This is a genomic window from Amylibacter sp. IMCC11727, from assembly GCF_029854195.1.
Lineage (GTDB): Bacteria > Pseudomonadota > Alphaproteobacteria > Rhodobacterales > Rhodobacteraceae > Amylibacter.
Window position 1 is genome coordinate 1,168,122 of the sequence record NZ_CP122960.1, and the last position, 19,150, is coordinate 1,187,271.

At 53.6% G+C, this 19,150-nt stretch carries 22 protein-coding genes and 1 other RNA gene; 13 read left to right on the plus strand and 10 right to left on the minus strand.

What is annotated here, in order from left to right:
• Window positions 1-54: 54 nt before the first annotated feature.
• Window positions 55-222 (plus strand): 50S ribosomal protein L33, encoded by a 168-nt coding sequence (gene rpmG, locus QBD29_RS06015; protein ID WP_280100405.1) that lies wholly within the window; start codon window positions 55-57, stop codon window positions 220-222.
• Between the two features lie 314 nt (window positions 223-536).
• On the opposite strand, the gene efp is transcribed toward rpmG, so the two are convergent.
• On the minus strand, window positions 537-1,100 hold the full coding sequence (gene efp / locus QBD29_RS06020) for an elongation factor P (protein ID WP_280100406.1): 564 nt from the start codon (window positions 1,098-1,100) through the stop codon (window positions 537-539).
• A gap of 209 nt (window positions 1,101-1,309) precedes the next feature.
• On the opposite strand from efp, the gene QBD29_RS06025 reads away from it, so the two are divergent.
• Complete coding sequence (locus QBD29_RS06025; RefSeq protein WP_280100407.1) at window positions 1,310-1,621, plus strand: DUF6280 family protein; 312 nt, start codon at window positions 1,310-1,312, stop codon at window positions 1,619-1,621.
• A gap of 64 nt (window positions 1,622-1,685) precedes the next feature.
• Here QBD29_RS06025 and QBD29_RS06030 read toward each other — a convergent pair whose 3' ends face one another.
• The 8 genes from QBD29_RS06030 to QBD29_RS06065 form a co-directional block, all read right to left on the minus strand.
• Complete coding sequence (locus QBD29_RS06030) at window positions 1,686-2,426, minus strand: rhomboid family intramembrane serine protease (protein ID WP_280100408.1); 741 nt, start codon at window positions 2,424-2,426, stop codon at window positions 1,686-1,688.
• 3 nt (window positions 2,427-2,429) lie between these two features.
• Entirely contained in the window at window positions 2,430-3,533 is a 1,104-nt protein-coding gene (locus QBD29_RS06035; RefSeq protein ID WP_280100409.1) for a primosomal protein N' (replication factor Y) - superfamily II helicase, read from the minus strand.
• A 5-nt stretch (window positions 3,534-3,538) separates the two neighbouring features.
• Window positions 3,539-4,027: a cytochrome B gene (locus tag QBD29_RS06040; protein ID WP_280100410.1), complete on the minus strand. Its 489-nt coding sequence runs from the start codon at window positions 4,025-4,027 to the stop codon at window positions 3,539-3,541.
• Between the two features lie 81 nt (window positions 4,028-4,108).
• Entirely contained in the window at window positions 4,109-5,215 is a 1,107-nt protein-coding gene (locus QBD29_RS06045) for an SPFH domain-containing protein (RefSeq protein ID WP_280100411.1), read from the minus strand.
• Window positions 5,216-5,228: 13 nt separating this feature from the next.
• Window positions 5,229-6,167, minus strand: coding sequence for a DUF2927 domain-containing protein (locus QBD29_RS06050; RefSeq protein WP_280100412.1), 939 nt, complete (start codon window positions 6,165-6,167; stop codon window positions 5,229-5,231).
• A 35-nt stretch (window positions 6,168-6,202) separates the two neighbouring features.
• Window positions 6,203-7,390: a toxic anion resistance protein gene (locus QBD29_RS06055; protein WP_280100413.1), complete on the minus strand. Its 1,188-nt coding sequence runs from the start codon at window positions 7,388-7,390 to the stop codon at window positions 6,203-6,205.
• Window positions 7,391-7,402: 12 nt separating this feature from the next.
• Window positions 7,403-8,212 (minus strand): 5-bromo-4-chloroindolyl phosphate hydrolysis family protein, encoded by an 810-nt coding sequence (locus QBD29_RS06060; RefSeq protein WP_347936347.1) that lies wholly within the window; start codon window positions 8,210-8,212, stop codon window positions 7,403-7,405.
• A gap of 342 nt (window positions 8,213-8,554) precedes the next feature.
• Window positions 8,555-9,370 carry a TerC family protein gene (locus QBD29_RS06065; RefSeq protein ID WP_280100415.1) on the minus strand — a complete coding sequence of 272 codons (816 nt, stop codon included), beginning with the start codon at window positions 9,368-9,370 and terminating at the stop codon, window positions 8,555-8,557.
• Window positions 9,371-9,631: 261 nt separating this feature from the next.
• Here QBD29_RS06065 and QBD29_RS06070 point away from each other — a divergent pair, with 261 nt between their 5' ends.
• Entirely contained in the window at window positions 9,632-9,841 is a 210-nt protein-coding gene (locus QBD29_RS06070) for a cold-shock protein (protein ID WP_280100416.1), read from the plus strand.
• 2 nt (window positions 9,842-9,843) lie between these two features.
• Here the strand turns inward: QBD29_RS06070 and QBD29_RS06075 are convergent, their stop codons facing one another.
• Window positions 9,844-10,671: a pseudouridine synthase gene (locus QBD29_RS06075; protein ID WP_280100417.1), complete on the minus strand. Its 828-nt coding sequence runs from the start codon at window positions 10,669-10,671 to the stop codon at window positions 9,844-9,846.
• 62 nt (window positions 10,672-10,733) lie between these two features.
• On the opposite strand from QBD29_RS06075, the gene QBD29_RS06080 reads away from it, so the two are divergent.
• The 10 genes from QBD29_RS06080 to QBD29_RS06125 all read left to right on the plus strand — a co-directional run bounded on the left by QBD29_RS06080 (window position 10,734) and on the right by QBD29_RS06125 (window position 19,143).
• Window positions 10,734-11,180 (plus strand): nucleoside deaminase, encoded by a 447-nt coding sequence (locus QBD29_RS06080; protein WP_280100418.1) that lies wholly within the window; start codon window positions 10,734-10,736, stop codon window positions 11,178-11,180.
• Window positions 11,181-11,308: 128 nt separating this feature from the next.
• Entirely contained in the window at window positions 11,309-11,596 is a 288-nt protein-coding gene (gene gatC / locus QBD29_RS06085; RefSeq protein ID WP_280100419.1) for an Asp-tRNA(Asn)/Glu-tRNA(Gln) amidotransferase subunit GatC, read from the plus strand.
• A gap of 4 nt (window positions 11,597-11,600) precedes the next feature.
• Window positions 11,601-13,088, plus strand: coding sequence for an Asp-tRNA(Asn)/Glu-tRNA(Gln) amidotransferase subunit GatA (gatA, locus tag QBD29_RS06090; RefSeq protein ID WP_280100420.1), 1,488 nt, complete (start codon window positions 11,601-11,603; stop codon window positions 13,086-13,088).
• Window positions 13,089-13,118: 30 nt separating this feature from the next.
• Complete coding sequence (locus tag QBD29_RS06095; protein WP_280100421.1) at window positions 13,119-13,766, plus strand: hypothetical protein; 648 nt, start codon at window positions 13,119-13,121, stop codon at window positions 13,764-13,766.
• Window positions 13,766-14,491: an N-acetylmuramoyl-L-alanine amidase gene (locus QBD29_RS06100; RefSeq protein ID WP_280100422.1), complete on the plus strand. Its 726-nt coding sequence runs from the start codon at window positions 13,766-13,768 to the stop codon at window positions 14,489-14,491. Before QBD29_RS06095 ends, QBD29_RS06100 begins: the two co-directional genes overlap by 1 nt.
• A 4-nt stretch (window positions 14,492-14,495) precedes the next feature.
• Window positions 14,496-14,865, plus strand: an RNA gene (gene rnpB / locus QBD29_RS06105) — RNase P RNA component class A.
• Window positions 14,866-15,481: 616 nt separating this feature from the next.
• Window positions 15,482-15,994, plus strand: a complete 513-nt coding sequence (gene mraZ / locus QBD29_RS06110; protein ID WP_280100423.1) for a division/cell wall cluster transcriptional repressor MraZ — start codon at window positions 15,482-15,484, stop codon at window positions 15,992-15,994.
• 7 nt (window positions 15,995-16,001) lie between these two features.
• Window positions 16,002-17,000 (plus strand): 16S rRNA (cytosine(1402)-N(4))-methyltransferase RsmH, encoded by a 999-nt coding sequence (rsmH, locus tag QBD29_RS06115; RefSeq protein WP_280100424.1) that lies wholly within the window; start codon window positions 16,002-16,004, stop codon window positions 16,998-17,000.
• Window positions 16,997-17,362 (plus strand): cell division protein FtsL, encoded by a 366-nt coding sequence (locus QBD29_RS06120; RefSeq protein ID WP_280100425.1) that lies wholly within the window; start codon window positions 16,997-16,999, stop codon window positions 17,360-17,362. Before rsmH ends, QBD29_RS06120 begins: the two co-directional genes overlap by 4 nt.
• On the plus strand, window positions 17,359-19,143 hold the full coding sequence (locus QBD29_RS06125) for a penicillin-binding protein 2 (protein ID WP_280100931.1): 1,785 nt from the start codon (window positions 17,359-17,361) through the stop codon (window positions 19,141-19,143). The genes QBD29_RS06120 and QBD29_RS06125 overlap by 4 nt, the downstream gene beginning before the upstream one ends.
• The last annotated feature ends 7 nt before the right edge of the window (window positions 19,144-19,150 follow it).

Genomic DNA, 19,150 nt, shown 5'->3' on the forward strand with positions numbered 1-19,150 from the left:
GATGTAGAAGGCCAATTCGAGATTTCGCAGCACTGCCTGCACAGGAGACATGACATGGCTAAGCCTACCACAATTAAAATCCGCCTGAATTCCACAGCGGACACTGGTCATTTCTATGTGACCAAGAAAAACTCGCGTACAATGACTGAAAAAATGGTTGTTCGTAAATACGACCCTGTTGCACGCAAGCACGTTGAATACAAAGAAGGCAAGATCAAGTAATCTGATCTGCTCGATTTGAGAAAAGAAGCCGCGAAGTCGTTCGCGGCTTTTTTCGTTTCATGGGGTGGATGCGCGTGATGCGAAAGAAAGAGGCGACCCCGGGAGAGCCGCCTCAATCAAAAAAATAAATAGGTACTTAAATAAAACGACACCGCGTCGTTACCCTAACGTAAACAATTCAGGGCTGAGTCGCCCGTGAATAGTTCGTTAAAAATTGTGAGTAGATTGTGAAAATCCGCAAAATTCGTCGCTGAAACGAAAAAGGCTGGCAAAAGCCAGCCTTGGATTTCAGATTCAGCGTGAATTACGCAACGTTATGCACGTTCGGAATATTCCATTGTTTCGGTGCTCACGACGATTTTTTCGTCTTGGTTCACGAACGGAGGCACCATGACGCGCACGCCATTGTCCAGTACCGCAGGCTTGAAGCTGTTGGCAGCGGTCTGGCCTTTTACTGCGGGTTCGGTTTCCACCACTGTGCAGGTAACCTTCTGGGGTAGGGAAGCGGAGAGGGCTTCGGACTCGTGGTATTCAATTTGAATGGTCATACCATCCTGCAAAAACGGACGGCGGTCGCCCAGAATATCGGCGGGCAGTTCGATTTGATCGTAGGTTTCCAGATCCATAAACACCAACATTCCGTCTGTTTCATACAGGAATTGTTGATCTTTTTGATCCAAACGCACTTTTTCTACCTTATCGGCAGAACGGAAACGTTCGTTCAATTTGGACCCGTTGCGCAGGTTCTTCATTTCCACTTGTGCAAAGGCACCGCCCTTGCCAGGCTTCACGTGATCCACCTTTACGGCGACCCAGAGACCTGCGTTGTGTTCCAGAATATTCCCTGGCCGAATCTCGTTGCCGTTAATTTTTGGCATGAATTTTACCCTTCGCGCGGTTGAATTTTTCGTCGTTTTGTTCTATATGTATTCCTAATGCTCAATACAACCCACACCACGGTTCAGCTTACGCGCCACACAGGTATGCAAAAATTGCATGGCTCCCCTGCGTTTCAAGCCCTATCGAATCGCCGCAAAGTTGCCATATTGCGCTGACTGCCACAAAAACAAAAAGTAAAGAGGACGTGATGTTCGATTACGTTGATGAGACTGCTATCAACAACGACCAAGGTAAACGCTCGCAAAAGTTGTTTGCTGCTGTTGTACTCGCTGCACTGGATGATGCCATTGCAGACGACAAAAAATACGGAAATGGCGTAGATTCCATTGCACGCTGGGCGCGGTCACGCGACGGGCGTGAGGTGTTGATGTGCGCAGGGATTGAACCCACAGAGCGTTGTGTCAAAGGCATGATGGAATTTGTGGGTCGCGGTGTGCGCACATCTGTTGCGCTGAGCCGTGAAGAAAGCGAACGGCAGCAGGCTGCCAAAGCGGCCTAAACCTGTTCGGTATTGTTAAAAAAACGCCCTGCCTCGCGGGGCGTTTTTTTATGGGTGCTCGGTGTTATCTGCGACGGCGCACAACGGGAATGGTTGTGGGGGCGTTGGTTGGGGGATGGGGTGGATGCCCTTCGGTTCGTTGCCAGAACCTGTTGGCCCCATGAGACACCCAATAGGGCAAAGCGATCAAAAGACCCGCACCAAAGCCGCCAATATGCGCCCAATAGGCAACACCGCCGCCTGTGCTGGGTGTTGAAAGACCACCGAATATTTGCATTCCAAACCAACCACATAAAACGATCCACGCGGGCAGGGTGAAGGTTTTGAAGAAGATAATAAAGATGATGATAATATCGACGCGTGCTTTGGGATAGAGCAACAGATACCCGCCGAGCACCCCTGCGATGGCCCCCGATGCGCCCACCACGGGCACGCTAGATGTGGGATCCGCGATGATTTGGATGGCGGATGCGGCGAGGCCACAAAATAGGTAGAACAGTAAAAACCGGACGTGGCCAAAGGCGTCTTCGATATTGTCGCCAAAGATATAAAGAAACAGCACATTCCCGATCAGGTGCATCCAGCCGCCGTGTAAAAACATGCCCGTGAGCAGGGTCATCAGGTCTTGGCCAGCAACGATTTCTGCGGGAACAATGGCCCAAGTGTCCCAAAACCCGCCTAAAGCATGTGGATCGGTGCTGAGCGCGGGATAATAGGCCAGAAACACCACAATGTTGATGAACAGCAGCGCATAGGTGACATACGGCGTGTTGCGAGAGGGGTTGTGATCGCGGATCGGAAACATCAGTTATCCGTTTGCCGCGATAAGACCGCCAATAATACCCGCAACGATCAGACCAGCGATCACAGCGATGGCAATTTTGACCTTGGAATACGGACGTTCCCCGCGCACCGCGCCCGTTTGGCCGTTCACCACAAACCGATAGGTGGTGCCGCGATATTTATAGGCGGCCATCCAGACGGGCAGCAGGATGTGTTTAAAGGTCACATCGGATACATCTGTGTCGATGTGATTGACCTGCGGCACATCGCCGCCGATATCGAATTTCACATCGCGTAGGATCATGCGGTCCATCACATCGCGGGCTTCGTCAAACCCGTCATCAAGGGGCACGGTGTAGCCTTCGGCGCGTAGCCCTGCGAGGTATTGTGGATTGTAGGGTTCAAGTGCTGAAAGGTCCCAAGGGGCAAGCGCATCAGTGTAGGATTTTGGCAAAGACCGCGATCCTAGCACCAAAACATCATCAAAGAACCGTGCAACGCGACCCCGCGCGGGGGTCCAACGGGTTTTTCGCACTTGGCGGTTTTCGACCACGGATTTGCCGTCACGCTGCACGCGCACCTGTTCTGTGACATAATAATAATCGCCCCGTGCCCCCGAATAGCGCGATTTTGTATCTGCGTCATAGGTCCAGTAGGGGACGTAAATCCCTTGCATGGCGCGTCCTTTGCGCGCGTATTCTTGCAAGCCGTTTGGCGCAAACCACAAGGAGCCGAGCCAATCGGTCATTTGGCGCCGTGCATTTGGTTCTGACAGGGCAAAGGGGACCAATGCGCGGGGTTTGATTTGGCGTTCTGCCCCTGTGTCCGTGACCACTGGGGTGGCGCAGAACGGGCACTCTGACGCATGGGTTTTGGCATCAAATTCCACATGTGCGCCGCAATTTTCGCAAGTGATCGTGCGGATTTGCGCGGTTTCGGATTTTGGCAGCTCTTCGCGCAGGGCCTGTTTGAAATCCAATTCCTTAATTGCGCTGGCTTTGGTGACGGCACCAATGGGATCCACTGCGCCGCAGTGTTCGCACAGCAATTGATCCGTGCCAGGTTCAAACCGCATGTCAGACCCGCAGGTGTTGCAAGGGAATTTATGTTCGATGGGGGCAGCGTCCATTTGGGTCAAAGCCATTTGTGAAAGGTTTTGGGAACCATGATGCGCAAGGCGTTGTCGCGCAAGTAAAAGTGACGCCAAATGTGGAACACGGCGTGACCTGCGATGATAACGGCAAGCGTGTAAAACTGGATAATGTGAAAATCGCCCACCAGCTCATTCATGTGTTTCCAGCCCATTGGTGGAGCGATGGGCAAAAAGCCCCCCGCCTTCAGCAGTACAGAAGAGGTGAGGCCGAGCAGAAAGCCCGTGAAACCAACGCAAAACAAGCCCCAGATAATGGTTTTGTGCATGATCGTGTGGGTTTTGCGCGCCCAAGGGGCCAGTTTGGGGCCAGGACGGCCCGCCAAGCCACGCCGCATCATATCGGCGGTCCATAGGATTGAAATGCTGACAAAAAACAGGGCGAGGTTGGAATGGATTTTGAACGCGAGGCGGCCCATGGGGACCACGTCTTCGGGCTGCATGACGACGAACCAGATTAAAAGGGGCAGCATGATCCAATGGACCCACTTTAGTATGGTGCGGCGGTGGGGCCATTTGGACTGCAAAGTGTGAAAGGCTGCCCGCATGGGCGCTTACGCGGCAGGTGGTGGGGGCGGCATCACTGTAAACAGTTGGGCCAGCTCCATCACATCGGCGGCCCGTTTCCAGCCATCTTGGCCAGCAGTCCAGACATGCGTTTCGCGCGTCAGCGACCCATCGGCGGCCATACGACCAAGGCTGGCGCGGGAAAACGGACCATTGGTTTCGCCGTTTACAGCCGTGTGCCAGACCTTTTCAACGGGTGGCGGTGGAGGAGCCATTGTCTGGGGTTGCACGGGGCGATGGCCCCAGGGTCCTTGGTTCATTTGCTGCGCCATGGCCATGCCCATACCAGCGCCCATACCTGCGGCCATAGACCCGCCAGCGGCGCTGTCAGGGTTGCTCATGGCTTCGGCGGCGGAGTACTTCATGAACTGGTCAAGATCGCCCGCGAGCCCCATTGATGTCCGTTTATCAAGCGCCTCTTCAACCTTTGGCGGCAGTGAGATGTTTTCGATATAGAGGTTAGGCAGTGCGAGCCCGTATTCCGCCAATGCCGGTTCGATTTTGGAGGCCAAAAGTTTGCCCAGATCAATGGTGTTTGCAGCCATATCCAATACAGGAATACCCGAACCAGCGATGGCCGCAGAAAATTGCGATGTGATGATATTGCGGATTTGATAGCTGATTTCATCCATGGTGAATTCGCCATCTGTGCCAACGATTTCCTGCAAGAATTTCGCAGGATCGGCCACTTTGATTTCATAGGTGCCATAGGCGCGGATACGCACGGGGCCGAACTCTGGATCGCGGCAGATCACAGGGTTTTTGGTGCCCCATTTCAGATCGGTAAACCGCGTTGTGTTCACATAGTAAATTTCCGATTTGAACGGGCTTTCAAAGCCGTGATCCCAATATTGTAGGGTGGTCATGATCGGCATGTTGTTGGTTTCAAGCATGTAAAGGCCAGGGGCGAATACATCGGCCAATTGGCCTTCGTGGACCATAACGGCGGCTTGGCCTTCGCGAACGGTCAGTTTGGCCCCGTATTTGATTTCGTGGCCTTCGCGTTCGAACCGCCACACCATCGTGTCGCGCGTGTCATCCGTCCAATGGATCACGTCGATAAATTCACCAGTCAAAAAATCTAAAATACCCATCGGGACCTCCGTTTTAAATTCTGTTCGATTTTAATGCGTCTTCGGCCACAGCGCGCAGCAAGGGGCGGGCGCGCTCAGGGGTCATGCCCACGCGCAGGCGTGGATCGTAGAGCATTTTTAGTAGGATTTCGTCGTGTTTGGTCAGCAAGGCAAATTCTTCGTCGTCGTTAAAGATAGACGGGCGGATATTGGGATCGTCGTTGGCCAGACCAAGGGCTTGGGTCATTTCTTCTTGGATGCAGGAGCGGCGCATGATGTCGCTGTGTTCTGCTTTTACCAGAACAACCGCGCCTGAATAATCTGTTGGGCTGTCCGCGTTTGACAGGGCATAGGCCACGCAAAAGATGTTGCGCGGGCTGGTTTCGATTTCGCGCACGATGGATGGCAACAGTTGCGGTGTGTCTGCGGACAGTTGCAATGGTACGGTGCGTTGTTCATCCCGGTTCAAGAACAACATAACAAAGTTGGCGTTTTTCAAACTTGTAACGCGAATGTTGAGCCCAGTCAGGGCGGCCAAACGCGCCGCAAACGAGCTGACCATTTTTGTATCTTTGGCCCGTTGGCCGGGTGTTACAGAGTCGCCAAAATGCAAGCCAATCCGCACAGGTTTTTGCCAGCGCCGCAGATAGGATGAGGTTTGCTCTTCGATAAAGACGCCTTCTTCGTTGGTGTATTCATCATAAAGCGCGACCCGTTCGAAATTGCGCACCAGATCAGCCGTGGTAAAGGGCGCATCCGCAGGGCTGTGTTCTTGGCGCAATTTGCCTTGGGCCAAAAGACGGGCTTGCACGGATGCGTAATAGGATTTGATCCGTGTGCTTTCCTCGGAAGGGGAGGGTTTGGCAACCACGGGTTTTGGTTTTGGCACGGGGTCGGGTTTGGGTGCGACGCGGACTTCGTCACACCCAATCAAAAGCAGCGATAAGACCAGAAAAATGCGGCCAAATATCATATCAGCAATCGCCCCCGTGGTGCGTTAGGCGTGGTTTAGGCGCCTGTGCTGGTTCCAATGTTGTCGCCTGTGCCTGTTGATTTGGCTTTGGCGGCTGACAGTGTTTTCTTCAACTCGTCTTCCATGTGCAACAGCTCTTTTTCGGCATCGGCACGTTTCGCCTTACCTTCATCCGCAATAGCCAAGCTCTCTTCGATGGTGTCGATAAGATATTGGTTGGCTTTTTTGATGCTTTCGATATCGAACACGCCACGCTCCATCTGCTTGCGCACCTCGCGGTTGGCTTCTTGCAGGTTGGCGGCGTTGGATTCCAGCAACTCGTTGGTCAGATCGTTGGCCTGTTTTACAACTTCGGCCGCTTCGCGTGAGCGATGGATTGTTACGGCTTGGGCCAGTTGGGTTTCCCACAGGGGCACGGTGTTCACGAGTGTTGAATTGATCTTGGTCACCAGTGATTTGTCGTTTTCCTGTACCAAACGAATGGACGGCAGGGATTGCATGGTCACCTGACGTGTCAGTTTAAGGTCATGCACGCGGCGTTCCAGATCATCACGGGCAGCCCGCAGATCGCGCAGTTCCTGCGCCTTGATCACGCCTTTGTCTTTTGGCGCTTTTTCAACTTCTTTTTCTTTGGCAGGGATGGTCTTTGCATCCAGTTCTTTCAGCTTTTCCTCACCCGCTGCGATGTAAAGCGCGAGTTCGTCGTAAAACGCGAGGGTTTTGCCATAGAGCTTATCAAGGGACTTGATGTCTTTGAGCAGCACATGTTCGTGTTCCAGCAGTTCATCCGTGATGCGGTCGATCTGGCCTTGAACATCCTCATACCGCGCCATGAATTTTGCAACGGGCGCAGCGCGACCAAGCAGGCGTTCCCACCAGCTCAGCTTGCGGTTGGGGTTCAACTCATCAATGGAAAAGCCGCGGATGGACGTGACCATGTTGCGAAGCGATTCACCTGCGGGGCCAACGTCTTTGTTGCGCACACCTGACAGCATTTCTTGGGAGATTTCTTGCAGTTCGGCCTGCGCCTTGGAACCAAATTCGATGATGGACTGGGTGTTGTCCATGTCGATTTCATCCATGCGGGATTTGATGGATTTTTGCAGGTCAGGCGTTACCTCGGACACAACAATTAAGTCGCCTTTGGGTTCGGGCAGAACCACCGCGTTGATTTCTTCTACTTCTTTCAAAGCGCCTTCGGCCTTGGTGCGGATATCGGACATTGATGTCTCCTGTTATCTGGCCTTCAGGCCTTCTTGTTTCAGTCGGTCGCGAAGAACCTCGATTTCTACATCAAGGTCGGTTCGGTTATCCAGCATCATGGTTTCACGCTGGGTATTAAAGCTGGCTTCCAGATCGGTAAGCAAGGATTCGTATTTGGTTTTGGCATCAGCATCGCGGCGTTTGCTGTATAGATCGGCAAATTTGATCGTCGCATCGCGCGCGCCCATCAAATAAACGCCCAAGAATTTACGCGCCCCTGACAGATCGCGGGGATCGTCTTCGACGGCGCGGAACATTTCGCGCACGGATGTGGCAAGAGTTTCAACACGCGATTCAATGCGGCGGTCACCGATGCGGCGCGATGCAGCGATGGTTTCGGATAAGATGCCTTCGGCTTTGTCTACAGCTTTGGCCACCCGTTCGGTTTCAAATTCGGACATGCCTTCCATGCCCTTTTTGCGCATCGGATCAAATCCAAAGCTGAAAGCGTGGGCGGCCATGGCGATGAGGGCAAAAACAAGCGCGGCCATCATGCCATCGCCAGTGGCAAAAGCCCCAGCGATGAAGACCCCGAGCCCTGTTAAACCATTGGCGAATAATTTGCGCGGTATGGCAGGGGGGCGAGCCACTTTGCGCTCGTTGTAGGCGGCTTCGGCGATCAATCCGTCCCGCAACAGCCAAGCGGCCAGCAGCAAGATCACAAGGGCGCCGAATTCCACCAGCATTCCTGTGGCATCCCCACGGCGCATTTCGCCAATGCCCGAAAACAACAATGGCATTGGGGCGATAAACAGGAACTTTGATCGAAAACTGGAATTCACAACCCGACGTCCGCGAAATTTGTTCGTCGGGAGGGGCGGTGTTGGGACCGCATTGTTTGGGCTTCCGTCTGGGCTGTGCTGCCCACCAAATCGCTGCGCCATCAGGACAAAGATCCCCAGCTGCCAAACGACACGGTAAATATGGTTACGACCAGAACGATATATGAAATCCACTGCAAAGTTGGTGCAGACACGGTATCCCCCAAGACAAAGACATTTTGCCAATTCTGCCCCAATATAAGGGCCCAGATGCGCGGATACTAGGGTTTACCAGCGGATTTTGTGTATCCACCCAGTAAACCCAATATCTTTTCGGCAATATCCTGCTTTTGGCTATTTGGTTTAGTGGCCGTCAGGTTTGCGTTCATGGCTGAGTTTGCGCTGATAGCCCGTTTGCACAACTTCAACCAAAACCAGCACAACAACCGAGAAATAGAAGGTCGTCTTGGACATTGGCAACAAAGCATAGCCAAAGATTTTGATCTGCAAATCATCGTCGTGCATGGCGTGAGCCGCAGCTGGGCCTGCTTCGCCGAGCAAGACCACACCAACGATCAAAAGGATAAACAGGCCCAAAACTTCGTACATGCGGTTCTTTTGCAAGAAGGTCGTGACGCCATCGGCCAGAACCAGCATCGCGATGCCAGAGGTAATGATCGCAATGGCAAGCACGGGGAAGACATCGGTGATCGCGAGGGCAGACAAGATACTGTCAAAGGAGAAGATCAAGTTCATCAGGACAATCAGCATCACCACTTGGCGCGCCGATTTACCTGATTTGTTTTCCACATCATGGCCCAGCTCGTGAATTGTCAGCATGTGCGTGATCTCTTTGAACGCCGTATACATGATGAAAATACCGCCAAAAATGAACACCACGGTTGAGAAGTTTACACCGCCTGTAATCACACCTGGATAATCAAAGATATAAAACGGGTCTTTGAGCGCGTCGATCAACTGGATCATTGTGAAGAGCAATACAATGCGCAGGGCCACGGCGATAATGATCCCCCAGAACCGAACCCGTGCCTGATATTCCTTGGGTGCGCGTTGGCTTTCGATTGAAATGTAGAGCAAGTTGTCAAAGCCCAAAACGGCCTGCAAAAAGATCAACACACCAAGGTTGGCGAGATTTTCAATTGTCAGTAAGTCAGCCATCGCGCGAAGTCCCCTTTTCGATTGCCATTTGCGGGGCATTTAGCCCAAGACGGCCCATAAGAGCAAGCAGATGTCATCTAACACGTTAGAATCGCGCTAATCTTTCTGTTTTGTGGGAATCGGTCATTCCGATAGGCTGAGGTTACGTTGGGTCAATGGTTTTTGTGCCTTCCAGCCGCACTCTAAGCTTTGGCGCCCCGATTGACCCCGCGCGAAGACTGGCGCAATTTCGCGTCCGTTTAATGCGAAGGGAATACGATTATGCCCAAAGGTGTGGTCAAGTGGTTCAATGCCGACAAGGGGTACGGTTTTATTGAGCCAGAAGGTGGTGGAAACGATATTTTCGTCCACATTTCAGAAGTTCAACAAGCAGGATTGCAAACGCTTGAAAACGATCAAGCGATTGAATTTGAAATGATCGACGGTATGGGTGGCCGTCAGATGGCGGGTAAGCTGTCCGTCGGCGAATAGGCTTAGCGACGGGTATTGCGTGGCTTTGACGGGGCCGCATTGCGCGGTTTTCTCGATACCTTTCGGGACGATTTTTTGACGGCATGTGATGCTGGCGGCTCGATCCCAAGCTGATCGCGCAGCACTTTGCCGCGCACTTCTTCCACTTCGCCTGATTTCAGGGTTTTGAGCTGAAATGGGCCATAGGACACGCGGATCAAACGGTTCACGGTCAGGCCAACCGTTTCAACAGCGCGTCGGATTTCGCGGTTTTTGCCTTCGCGCAGGGCAATGGTCAGCCAGGCGTTCGCGCCTTGCTGTTTGTCGATGCTGATTTGCATCGGTTGAAACCGTTCACCGTCCACTGTTACGCCTTGGCGCAAAGGATTAATGCTTTCATCCGTTGGATTGCCTTTGACCCGCACGCGATATTTGCGCACCCACCCCGTAGAGGGCAGTTCCAGTTTGCGTTTCAGTTCCCCATCATTGGTCAGCAGGAGCAACCCTTCGGAATTAAGATCAAGCCGACCTACGGACATAACACGGGGCAGGGTGTCTGGAAGGTCGTCAAACACGGTTTTGCGTCCCTTTTCATCCCGATCCGTTGTCACCAATCCCAAGGGTTTGTTGTAAAGCCAAACTTTGGCGGGCTGTTTTTCCCCAACGGGTTTGCCATCCACGGTGATGTCGTCTTTGTCGGACACTTTGATCGCAGGTGTGGTCAGGGGTTGGCCGTTCAGCGTGATCCGCCCTGCATCAATCATACGTTCGATTTCACGGCGCGAGGCAACGCCTGCGCGGGACAAATACTTGGCGATGCGTTCGCCGTCACTTGGGAGTTTGTTGGTCATGGGGTTGCTATAGGGGGGAATGGTGTGCTTGTCCAAGGGAAGCGGGCTGTTTAAGCAGAGTTATGGAATTTACGTCTTATATGGATCAGGCACTGGATCAGGCGCGTGCGGCCGCTGATCGTGGCGAAGTGCCTGTGGGTGCGGTTGTGGTGCGCGATGGCGTGGTGCTGGCCGCTGCTGGCAATCAAACGCGGGAACTGAATGATCCAACGGCCCATGCGGAAATCCTTGCCATTCGCGCGTCCTGTGCTGCGCTGGGCGTGGAGCGCCTGTCAGGGGCGGATTTATATGTGACGCTGGAACCGTGCCCTATGTGCGCCGCAGCCATATCAAATGCCCGCATCGCGCGGGTGTATTACGGGGCGGGGGATCCGAAATCGGGTGGCGTGGCGCAAGGTCCGCGTGTGTTTGATCATCCGCAATGCCATCACGTGCCAGAGGTTTATGATGGATTGAAAGAGTCAGAAGCGTCTGCGCTGTTGGTGCAGTTTTTTGCGGATCGGCGATAGCTGGGGCGCTGCCCCAGACCCCGAGATATTTATGCTCAAAAGAAGCGGGGCATAGGGTTGTCTTGGCTCGGCCGTGGCGGTAGATGCTGTGGTTGAAAATAAGTGTTTAACCCGAAGAGGGAACATCCATGTCGATTGACAAAGAAACAGCGCGCCGTGTGGCGCATTTGGCCCGCATCGAAGTGGCCGATGATCAGCTTGAAAACCTTGCGGGGGAGTTGAACGGCATTCTGGGCTTTATGGAGCAGTTGAACGAAGTGGATGTTGAAGGTGTGGAGCCTATGACATCTGTCACGCCCATGCGTCTGCCGCGCCGTGAAGATGTTGTGACCGACGGGGATCAACAGGCGGCGGTTTTGGCCAATGCGCCCGATGCCCGCGAAGGATTTTTTGCTGTTCCCAAAGTGGTGGAGTAAGATCATGAGCACGCTAAACACACTGACCATTGCAGATGCACGTGACAAACTGCGCGCCAAAGAGATTTCTTCGGTCGAACTGACCGAGGCGTGTAACGCGGCGGTGGCAGCGTCTGATCCGCTGAATGCGTATTCTGTAAAAACACCTGAACTGGCGCTTGAGCAAGCGGCGGCGGCGGATGCGCGCATTGCAGCAGGGGACGCGCCTGATATGTGTGGCATTCCGTTGGGGATCAAAGATTTGTTCTGCACCAAAGGTGTGGAGTCCCAAGCCGCATCAAACATTCTGGGCGGGTTTAAGCCAGAATATGAAAGCACAGTAACCACCAAGTTGTGGGATGCAGGTGCGGTGATGCTCGGCAAATTGAATATGGATGAATTTGCCATGGGATCGTCAAACGAGACGTCTGCCTATGGTCCTGTGACCAGTCCTTGGCGGCGTGAAGGGTCTGACGCGGCGCTGACACCTGGTGGATCATCGGGTGGGTCTGCGGCGGCGGTTTCTGCGGATTTGTGCTTGGCGGCAACTGGAACGGATACGGGTGGGTCCATCCGTCAGCCAGCTGCGTTCACAGGTATTGTTGGGGTGAAGCCGACCTATGGCCGCGTGTCACGCTGGGGTGTGATTGCCTTTGCGTCTTCGCTCGATCAGGCGGGGCCGATGACTAAAACCGTGCGGGACAGTGCGATTTTCCTGAATGCAATTTCGGGCCATGACGCGAAGGACAGTACATCCGCCAACCTGCAAGTGCCAGATTTTGAAGCGGCGCTGACGGGGGACATTCGCGGTAAAAAGATCGGTATCCCGAAAGAATACCGTTTGGATGGCATGCCAGGTGAGATTGAAAAGCTGTGGTCTCAAGGGGCAGATATGCTGCGCGATGCGGGCGCGGAAATTGTAGATGTGTCCTTGCCGCACACGAAATATGCGTTGCCTGCCTATTATGTTTTGGCTCCTGCGGAGGCGTCTTCAAACCTGGCCCGCTATGATGGGGTGAAATACGGCCACCGCGCGACGCTGGAAGCGGGTGAAGGCATTCACGAGATGTACGCACGCACCCGCGCCGAAGGGTTTGGTGCAGAGGTTCAGCGCCGTGTGATGATTGGGGCCTATGTTTTGTCCGCTGGTTTTTACGATGCTTATTATCGCAAGGCACAGCGGGTGCGCACATTGATCAAGAAAGACTTTGAAGATGTGTATGCCACAGGTGTGGATGCGATTTTGACACCTGCTACGCCATCTGCGGCCTTTGGCTTGGGCGAAATGGCGGATGTTGATCCTGTGAAAATGTATTTGAACGATGTGTTCACGGTAACGGTGAACCTGGCAGGTTTGCCAGGTGTCTCGGTTCCTGCGGGATTGGATGCGCAGGGTTTGCCGCTCGGTTTGCAATTGATTGGTAAGCCGTGGGAAGAGGCCGATATGCTGAACACCGCCTATGCGTTGGAGCAATCCGCAGGATTTGTTTCCAAGGCTGAAAAATGGTGGTAAACACTTAAAAAACAACCCAAGGGGTGCAGTATGCGGGTCTTATTAACAGCAGTTGCGGTGTGTGGCGTTCTTACAGCCTGTGCCGCGCCACAAGCGCCAAACGATCAGGATCAGTATTTCGATAATATCACACCTGATCCTTCTGCTTTGCAGGCGGAAAACAATCGCCTGCGCTCGGCTGAGACGGGCACGGCCACAGCGCAAACGGTGACGCTGCCCAGTGATACGGCCACCGACACGGTGGTGACGGAAAACGCTGAGATTTCGCGCACCCAAGATTTTAAAGTTGTGACGGAAAAAGAGACCATTGCATCTGACGCGGCCAAATTGGCGGCGTTGAAAGAATCCTATACCGTGATTGAGCCCGAAGCGTTGCCAACGCGCAAAGGCAGCCGTGTGAACTTAGCTGCTTATGCGTTGTCACAAAAACATGCGGTTGGGACGAAAAAGTTCCGCCGGTTCAGCCTCGGTTCTACAGGGTGTTCGCGCTATCGCAAAGATCCAGATGCGGCGCAAATCGCGTTTCTGGAAGCCGGTGGTCCAGCAAAAGATCGCAAACGTTTGGATGGGGATGGCGACGGGTTTGCCTGTGATTGGAACCCGGAAACCTATCGCAGTTTGCTGCAAAACGTTGAGGCCACGCCAGTGGTAAGCGAAACACCCGCATCTGACAGCTAATGTCATCATCGCCTAATTGTGGTCCGCGCAAACACGGGCTGCCCCCTGATATGGTTGTGTTGCACTATACCGCCATGGAAACGGCCGAGGCCGCCATTGAGCGATTGTGTGATCCTGCGGCAGAAGTATCCGCCCATTATGTAATTGCCGAGGATGGCGCGGTCACTCAGTTGGTGGCGGATGGTGATCGAGCATGGCATGCAGGCGCTGGGCAATGGGGCTGGGTCACGGATGTGAATTCTCACTCTATCGGGTTTGAACTGGCCAATCAGGGACCAGACAGCGATGCGCCGCAGTTTCCAGACGCTCAGATGGCCGCGTTGGAGCGGGAATTGGCACGGGTGATGCGGACCTTTGATATTCCGCCAGAACGGGTGATTGGCCATTCGGATATGGCTCCAGGGCGCAAAGTTGATCCTGGCCCATATTTCGATTGGAAGCGGTTGGCTGGTAAAGGGTTGTCGGTTTGGGTGCATTCCGCCGCGCCCGCCACAGATAAAGTACATCGCAGTGCGTTTCGCACGGCGGCGTTTTATTTTGGCTATCGCCCTGCGGATCAATCCGATGAAAGCTGGCAGATCGTGTTGGATGCGTTTCGGCTGCGGTTTCGGCCAGATGGGGCAGGGCCGCTTGATGCGGTGGATGTGGGGATTATCACGCGGTTGGCGGAAAAATGGCCCTGTCAGCCCGTTGACCCGGGCATGCCCATCGAAGTACAGACGTGACTGCGTGGATGGCTGGACGGCCGCACTTGTAAGAGTGAGGAAAGTCCGGACTCCAAAGAACAACGGCGGCGGGTAACGCCCGCCCGGGGCAACCCGAGGGAAAGCGCCACAGAGAACAGACTGCCCGCGCGTGCGCAGGTAACGGTGAAACGGTGGGGTAAGAGCCCACCGCGGTGGTGGTAACATCACTGGCATGGCAAGCCCCGCTGGGAGCAAGACCAAATAGGGATCGCGTGGGCGCAAGCCCGAGGATGTTCTTTCCTCAGCAGATCCGGGTTGGTTGCAAGAGCCTGTTGGCAACAACAGGCCCAGATGAATGGTCGTCTAGGGGCGCAAGCCTTGGACAAAATCCGGCTTACAGGTCATCCACGCTTATTCTTTTTCGCTACATGGGAATTGGTGGGACGAATGTATGAGATTCTATATTTGGTGCGACAGGCGAGATAATTCGCGGTTCTGATAGACAGATTCGAATCAATTTTCCGACTAAAAAGCCTGTGTTCTTAATATGTTCTCATGCTGTCTTAATGCCTCTGGGATTTTATGGGAAAATTACGGGAATTTTTTACGACACTACATATTGTGTGTATTTTTCTGTGAGGAACAATTTAAGCCAAATTTTGCCGAAAATTGTGGATTATTGCGCTGACCCATTGCGCCGCTTGGTAAATATTTCCAATAAATCCCATAAAAAACACTTTCTTTCCATGATTTCCCATGTAATACCTGTTCTCACGATGAAGTTGGGATCATAAGAGGCATCAAGACCTCGCAAATGACCAAGTCAGGTTTCATACAGGCGCCCAGCAGCATCAAATTAGAGATCCGACGTGGGTTGCGAGCAGACACCCCCCCCAAGGTGGCACCACAGTTGGACATCCCTTTACGGGACGAGGGCGGAGGATCAAGCAGTGGCAGCAGCTTGATCCTCCGTTTCCATTTTAAGGCCCCAAAAATCTGGGGTGACGAGGATAAAAAGGAGCACCCTTCGTGGCGCGACGGTTCAGAGGTGAAAGTACCCACAAAGTGGATGCTAAGGGCAGGGTGTCTATCCCAGCCCCGTTTCGCCGCGTGCTGGAAGAAGGTGATCCTGATTGGACCGATGGTCTGAACCCGAACATGGTTTTGGTGTATGGCGGCAAGTCGCGCAATTACATCGAAGGATACACTATGAAATCTATGGACGAAGTGGACGAGCAAATCGCCGCTTTGCCCCGTGGCTCCCGCCGCCGCCGTGCATTAGAGCACATGTTTTCTGGTCAATCGGTGCAGTTGAACGTGGATGAAACAGGCCGTTTGGTTTTGTCCCCTAAACTGCGTGAAAAAATCGGTATCACATCCGAAGCCATCTTTGTTGCCACGGGCGACACGTTTCAGATTTGGGAACCGAGCGCCTATGACGCACATGTTGCTGCGATCGAAGACTGGTTGGAAGAGGAAGTGGATGATTTCGATCCGCTAACCCTGCTTGATGAACCATCATCGGACAGTGCTGAGGGGTAAGCGCGGTATGGAACAGGTTGCACAAACTACTTCCCCGCATATCCCTGTTTTGTTGGACCCCATTTTGGATGCTGTATCACCTGTGTCTGGCCGTTGGGTTGATGGCACATTTGGGGCGGGCGGATATACACGGGCCTTGTTGGATGCGGGTGCGACGACTGTTTTTGCCATTGATCGGGATCCCGAAGTGTTTGAACGGGCCAAAACGTGGTCGGGTGAATACGGTGATCGGCTGCAATTGGTCGAAGGCACTTTTGGGCAGATGGATGCCTTGCTCGATGGTCCGATGGACGGTGTGGTGCTGGATATCGGTGTGTCGTCCATGCAGATAGATCAGGCAGAGCGCGGTTTTTCGTTTCAAAAAGATGGTCCGCTCGACATGCGGATGAGCCAATCAGGCCAATCGGCGGCGGATGTTGTGAACCATGCGTCCGAGGCGGAATTGGCCGATATTCTGTTTCAATACGGGGAAGAGCGCGCATCGCGCCGCATCGCCAAAGCGATGGTGGATGCGCGAAAAATTGCGCCCGTGTTAACCACGTCTCAGCTGGTGGATATCATCGAAAAAACCCTGCCAAAATCAAAACCAGGCATGGCGCATCCCGCAACGCGGTCTTTTCAAGCGTTGCGCATTGCGGTGAATGATGAGCTGGGTCAATTGGTGCGCGGGCTTTATGCAGCCGAGGCCATTTTGGCCGCGGGTGGTGTGCTGGCAGTGGTGACGTTCCATTCCTTAGAGGATCGGATTGTGAAGCGGTTTTTGGCCGCGCGATCAGGGTCCAAACCCAAGGGCAACCGTTGGGCGCCCGAAGAGGCGCGCGATGATCCGCAGTTTGAGTTGATGGGGCGCAAGGCCATTTCGGCGCGCGATGATGAGTTAGCGGCAAATCCGCGTGCGCGGTCGGCCAAGTTACGTGTGGCGCGTCGTACTGAAGCGCCAGTGGGAGAGGTGGATTTTGGCGGGTTAGGTTTGCCAAAATTGAGTTTGAAGAGTGTAAGTCAATGAAAACATTTCTTTATATCTTTTGTGGAGCCATCGTGATCAGCGTGGCCTATTGGGCCTACAAAGAGAATTATCGCACCCAAGCCAGCTTGCGCCGTGTCGCGGATTTGCAGCAACAAATCGCGGCGGAGCGTGAGGCAATTTCTGTACTGACAGCGGAATGGGCGTATTTGAACCGCCCTGAACGTTTGCGCGATTTGGTTGATTTGAACTATGATGAATTGGGCCTGCTGCCATTAATGCCAGAGCATTTTGCCGAGGTGGAGTTGGTGTCTTATCCGCAGGTCACAATCGAACCGAATGAAATATCCGATCCTGTTTCCACCAGTGGCCGCACCGCGGGCCCAGATAAGGAGTTCCCATAATGCGAACGCCCCTGCGCCCCCTTGCTCGTGTATTGGACGCCCGTGAAAAAGGGGAAAACCCTGATGTGATCGAGGCCGAAGAACGGGCCATTCGCAATGTGAAGGTGCAAATGAAAATGCGCCGTCGCGCCGAAAGCCGTTTGCTGGTTTTGGGTGTGTTCTTTTTCGCCGCGTTTTTGGTGGTGGGTGCGCGTATGGCCACATTGGCGGCCACGGAACCGCGTGAACCAGTTTCCACGGCGTCGATCCCGCAGATTGCCAACCAGCGGGCCGATATTATTGATCGCAACGGCGAAGTTTTGGCAACGAACCTTGCCACTACGGCGCTTTATGCGCAGCCGCCTTTGATGGTGGATCCTGCTGCAGCTGCCGAAGGATTGGCGCAAATTTTCCCCGATCTGGATTTGGAAAAGCTGCGCAAGGATTTCAGCGGTAAACGCAAATTCCTGTGGATCAAAAAGAAAATTAGCCCTGAGCAACAACAGCTTGTTCACGATTTGGGTGAGCCAGGTCTGTTGTTTGGCCCGCGCGAAATGCGGTTGTATCCAAATGGTAAACTGGCGGCCCACATTCTGGGGGGAGCAAGTTTTGGCAAAGAAGGCGTAAACGCCGCTGAAGTGATCGGTATTGCTGGGGTGGAGCGGTATTTTGATGAATCCCTGCGCGATCCAGCCCGTGAAGGCGAACCGCTGCAATTGTCCATCGACATGACCGCCCAATCGGCCATGCGCGATGTTCTGGCCGGAGGGGTGAAGCTGATGAGCGCCAAAGGTGCTGGTGCGATCCTGATGGACATTCACACAGGTGAAATTCTGTCCATGGCGTCCTTACCAGACTTTGACCCCAACAACCGCCCACAGGTTTTGACCCAAGGGGATCAGTCCGATAGCCCGCTGTTCAACCGCGCGAGCCAAGGGGTGTATGAGCTGGGCTCGACCTTCAAGATTTTTCAAGCGGGGATTAACCTTGATCTGGGGCTGGTGAATGAAAACACCATGGTGGATACCAAAGGCCCGTTGAAATGGGGCAAATTCAAAATTCGCGATTTCCATGATTACGGCAAACAACTGTCTGTGACCGATGTGATGGTGAAGTCATCCAACATCGGAACCGCCCGTATGGCGTTGGCCGCTGGGGCTGGCGCGCAGCAAGAAATGCTTGAAAAACTTGGGTTTTTTGAAGCGGTTCCCGTTGAATTGGGCGAAGCACGCAAAACGAAACCATTGTTGCCCAAACGTTGGTCAGAGATTTCGACCATGACCATTTCTTATGGCCACGGCATTGCAGCCACGCCGCTGCACCTTGCCACGGCCTATGCCACGATGGGTAACGGTGGGTATAAGGTGAAGCCGACTTTGATCAAACAAGACGGTGTTCAAGCGGACCGCGAACAGATCATTTCGAAGGGCACGTCCGAAAAGTTGGTGAAAATGCTGCGCGCCGTTGTGACACGGGGTACGGCGAGTTTTGGCGAAGTGAAAGGGTATGAAGTTGCGGGTAAAACCGGTTCTGCGGACAAACCAAAACCAAGTGGTGGGTATTACGAAGACAAAGTGATTTCCACATTTGCCAGCGTATTCCCTGCAAGTGATCCAAAATATGTTTTGGTGGTTACCTTGGATGAGCCTTCCATTATGGCCCACGGTGAAGAGCGCCGCACCGCAGGTTGGACCGCTGTGCCTGTTTCCGCCGAAATTATTGCGCGGTTGATGCCAATCCTTGGGTTGCGCCCAAATGTTGCGTCTGCGGGCAATGTCCAATACACGGCGGCAAGAAACTAACCACACC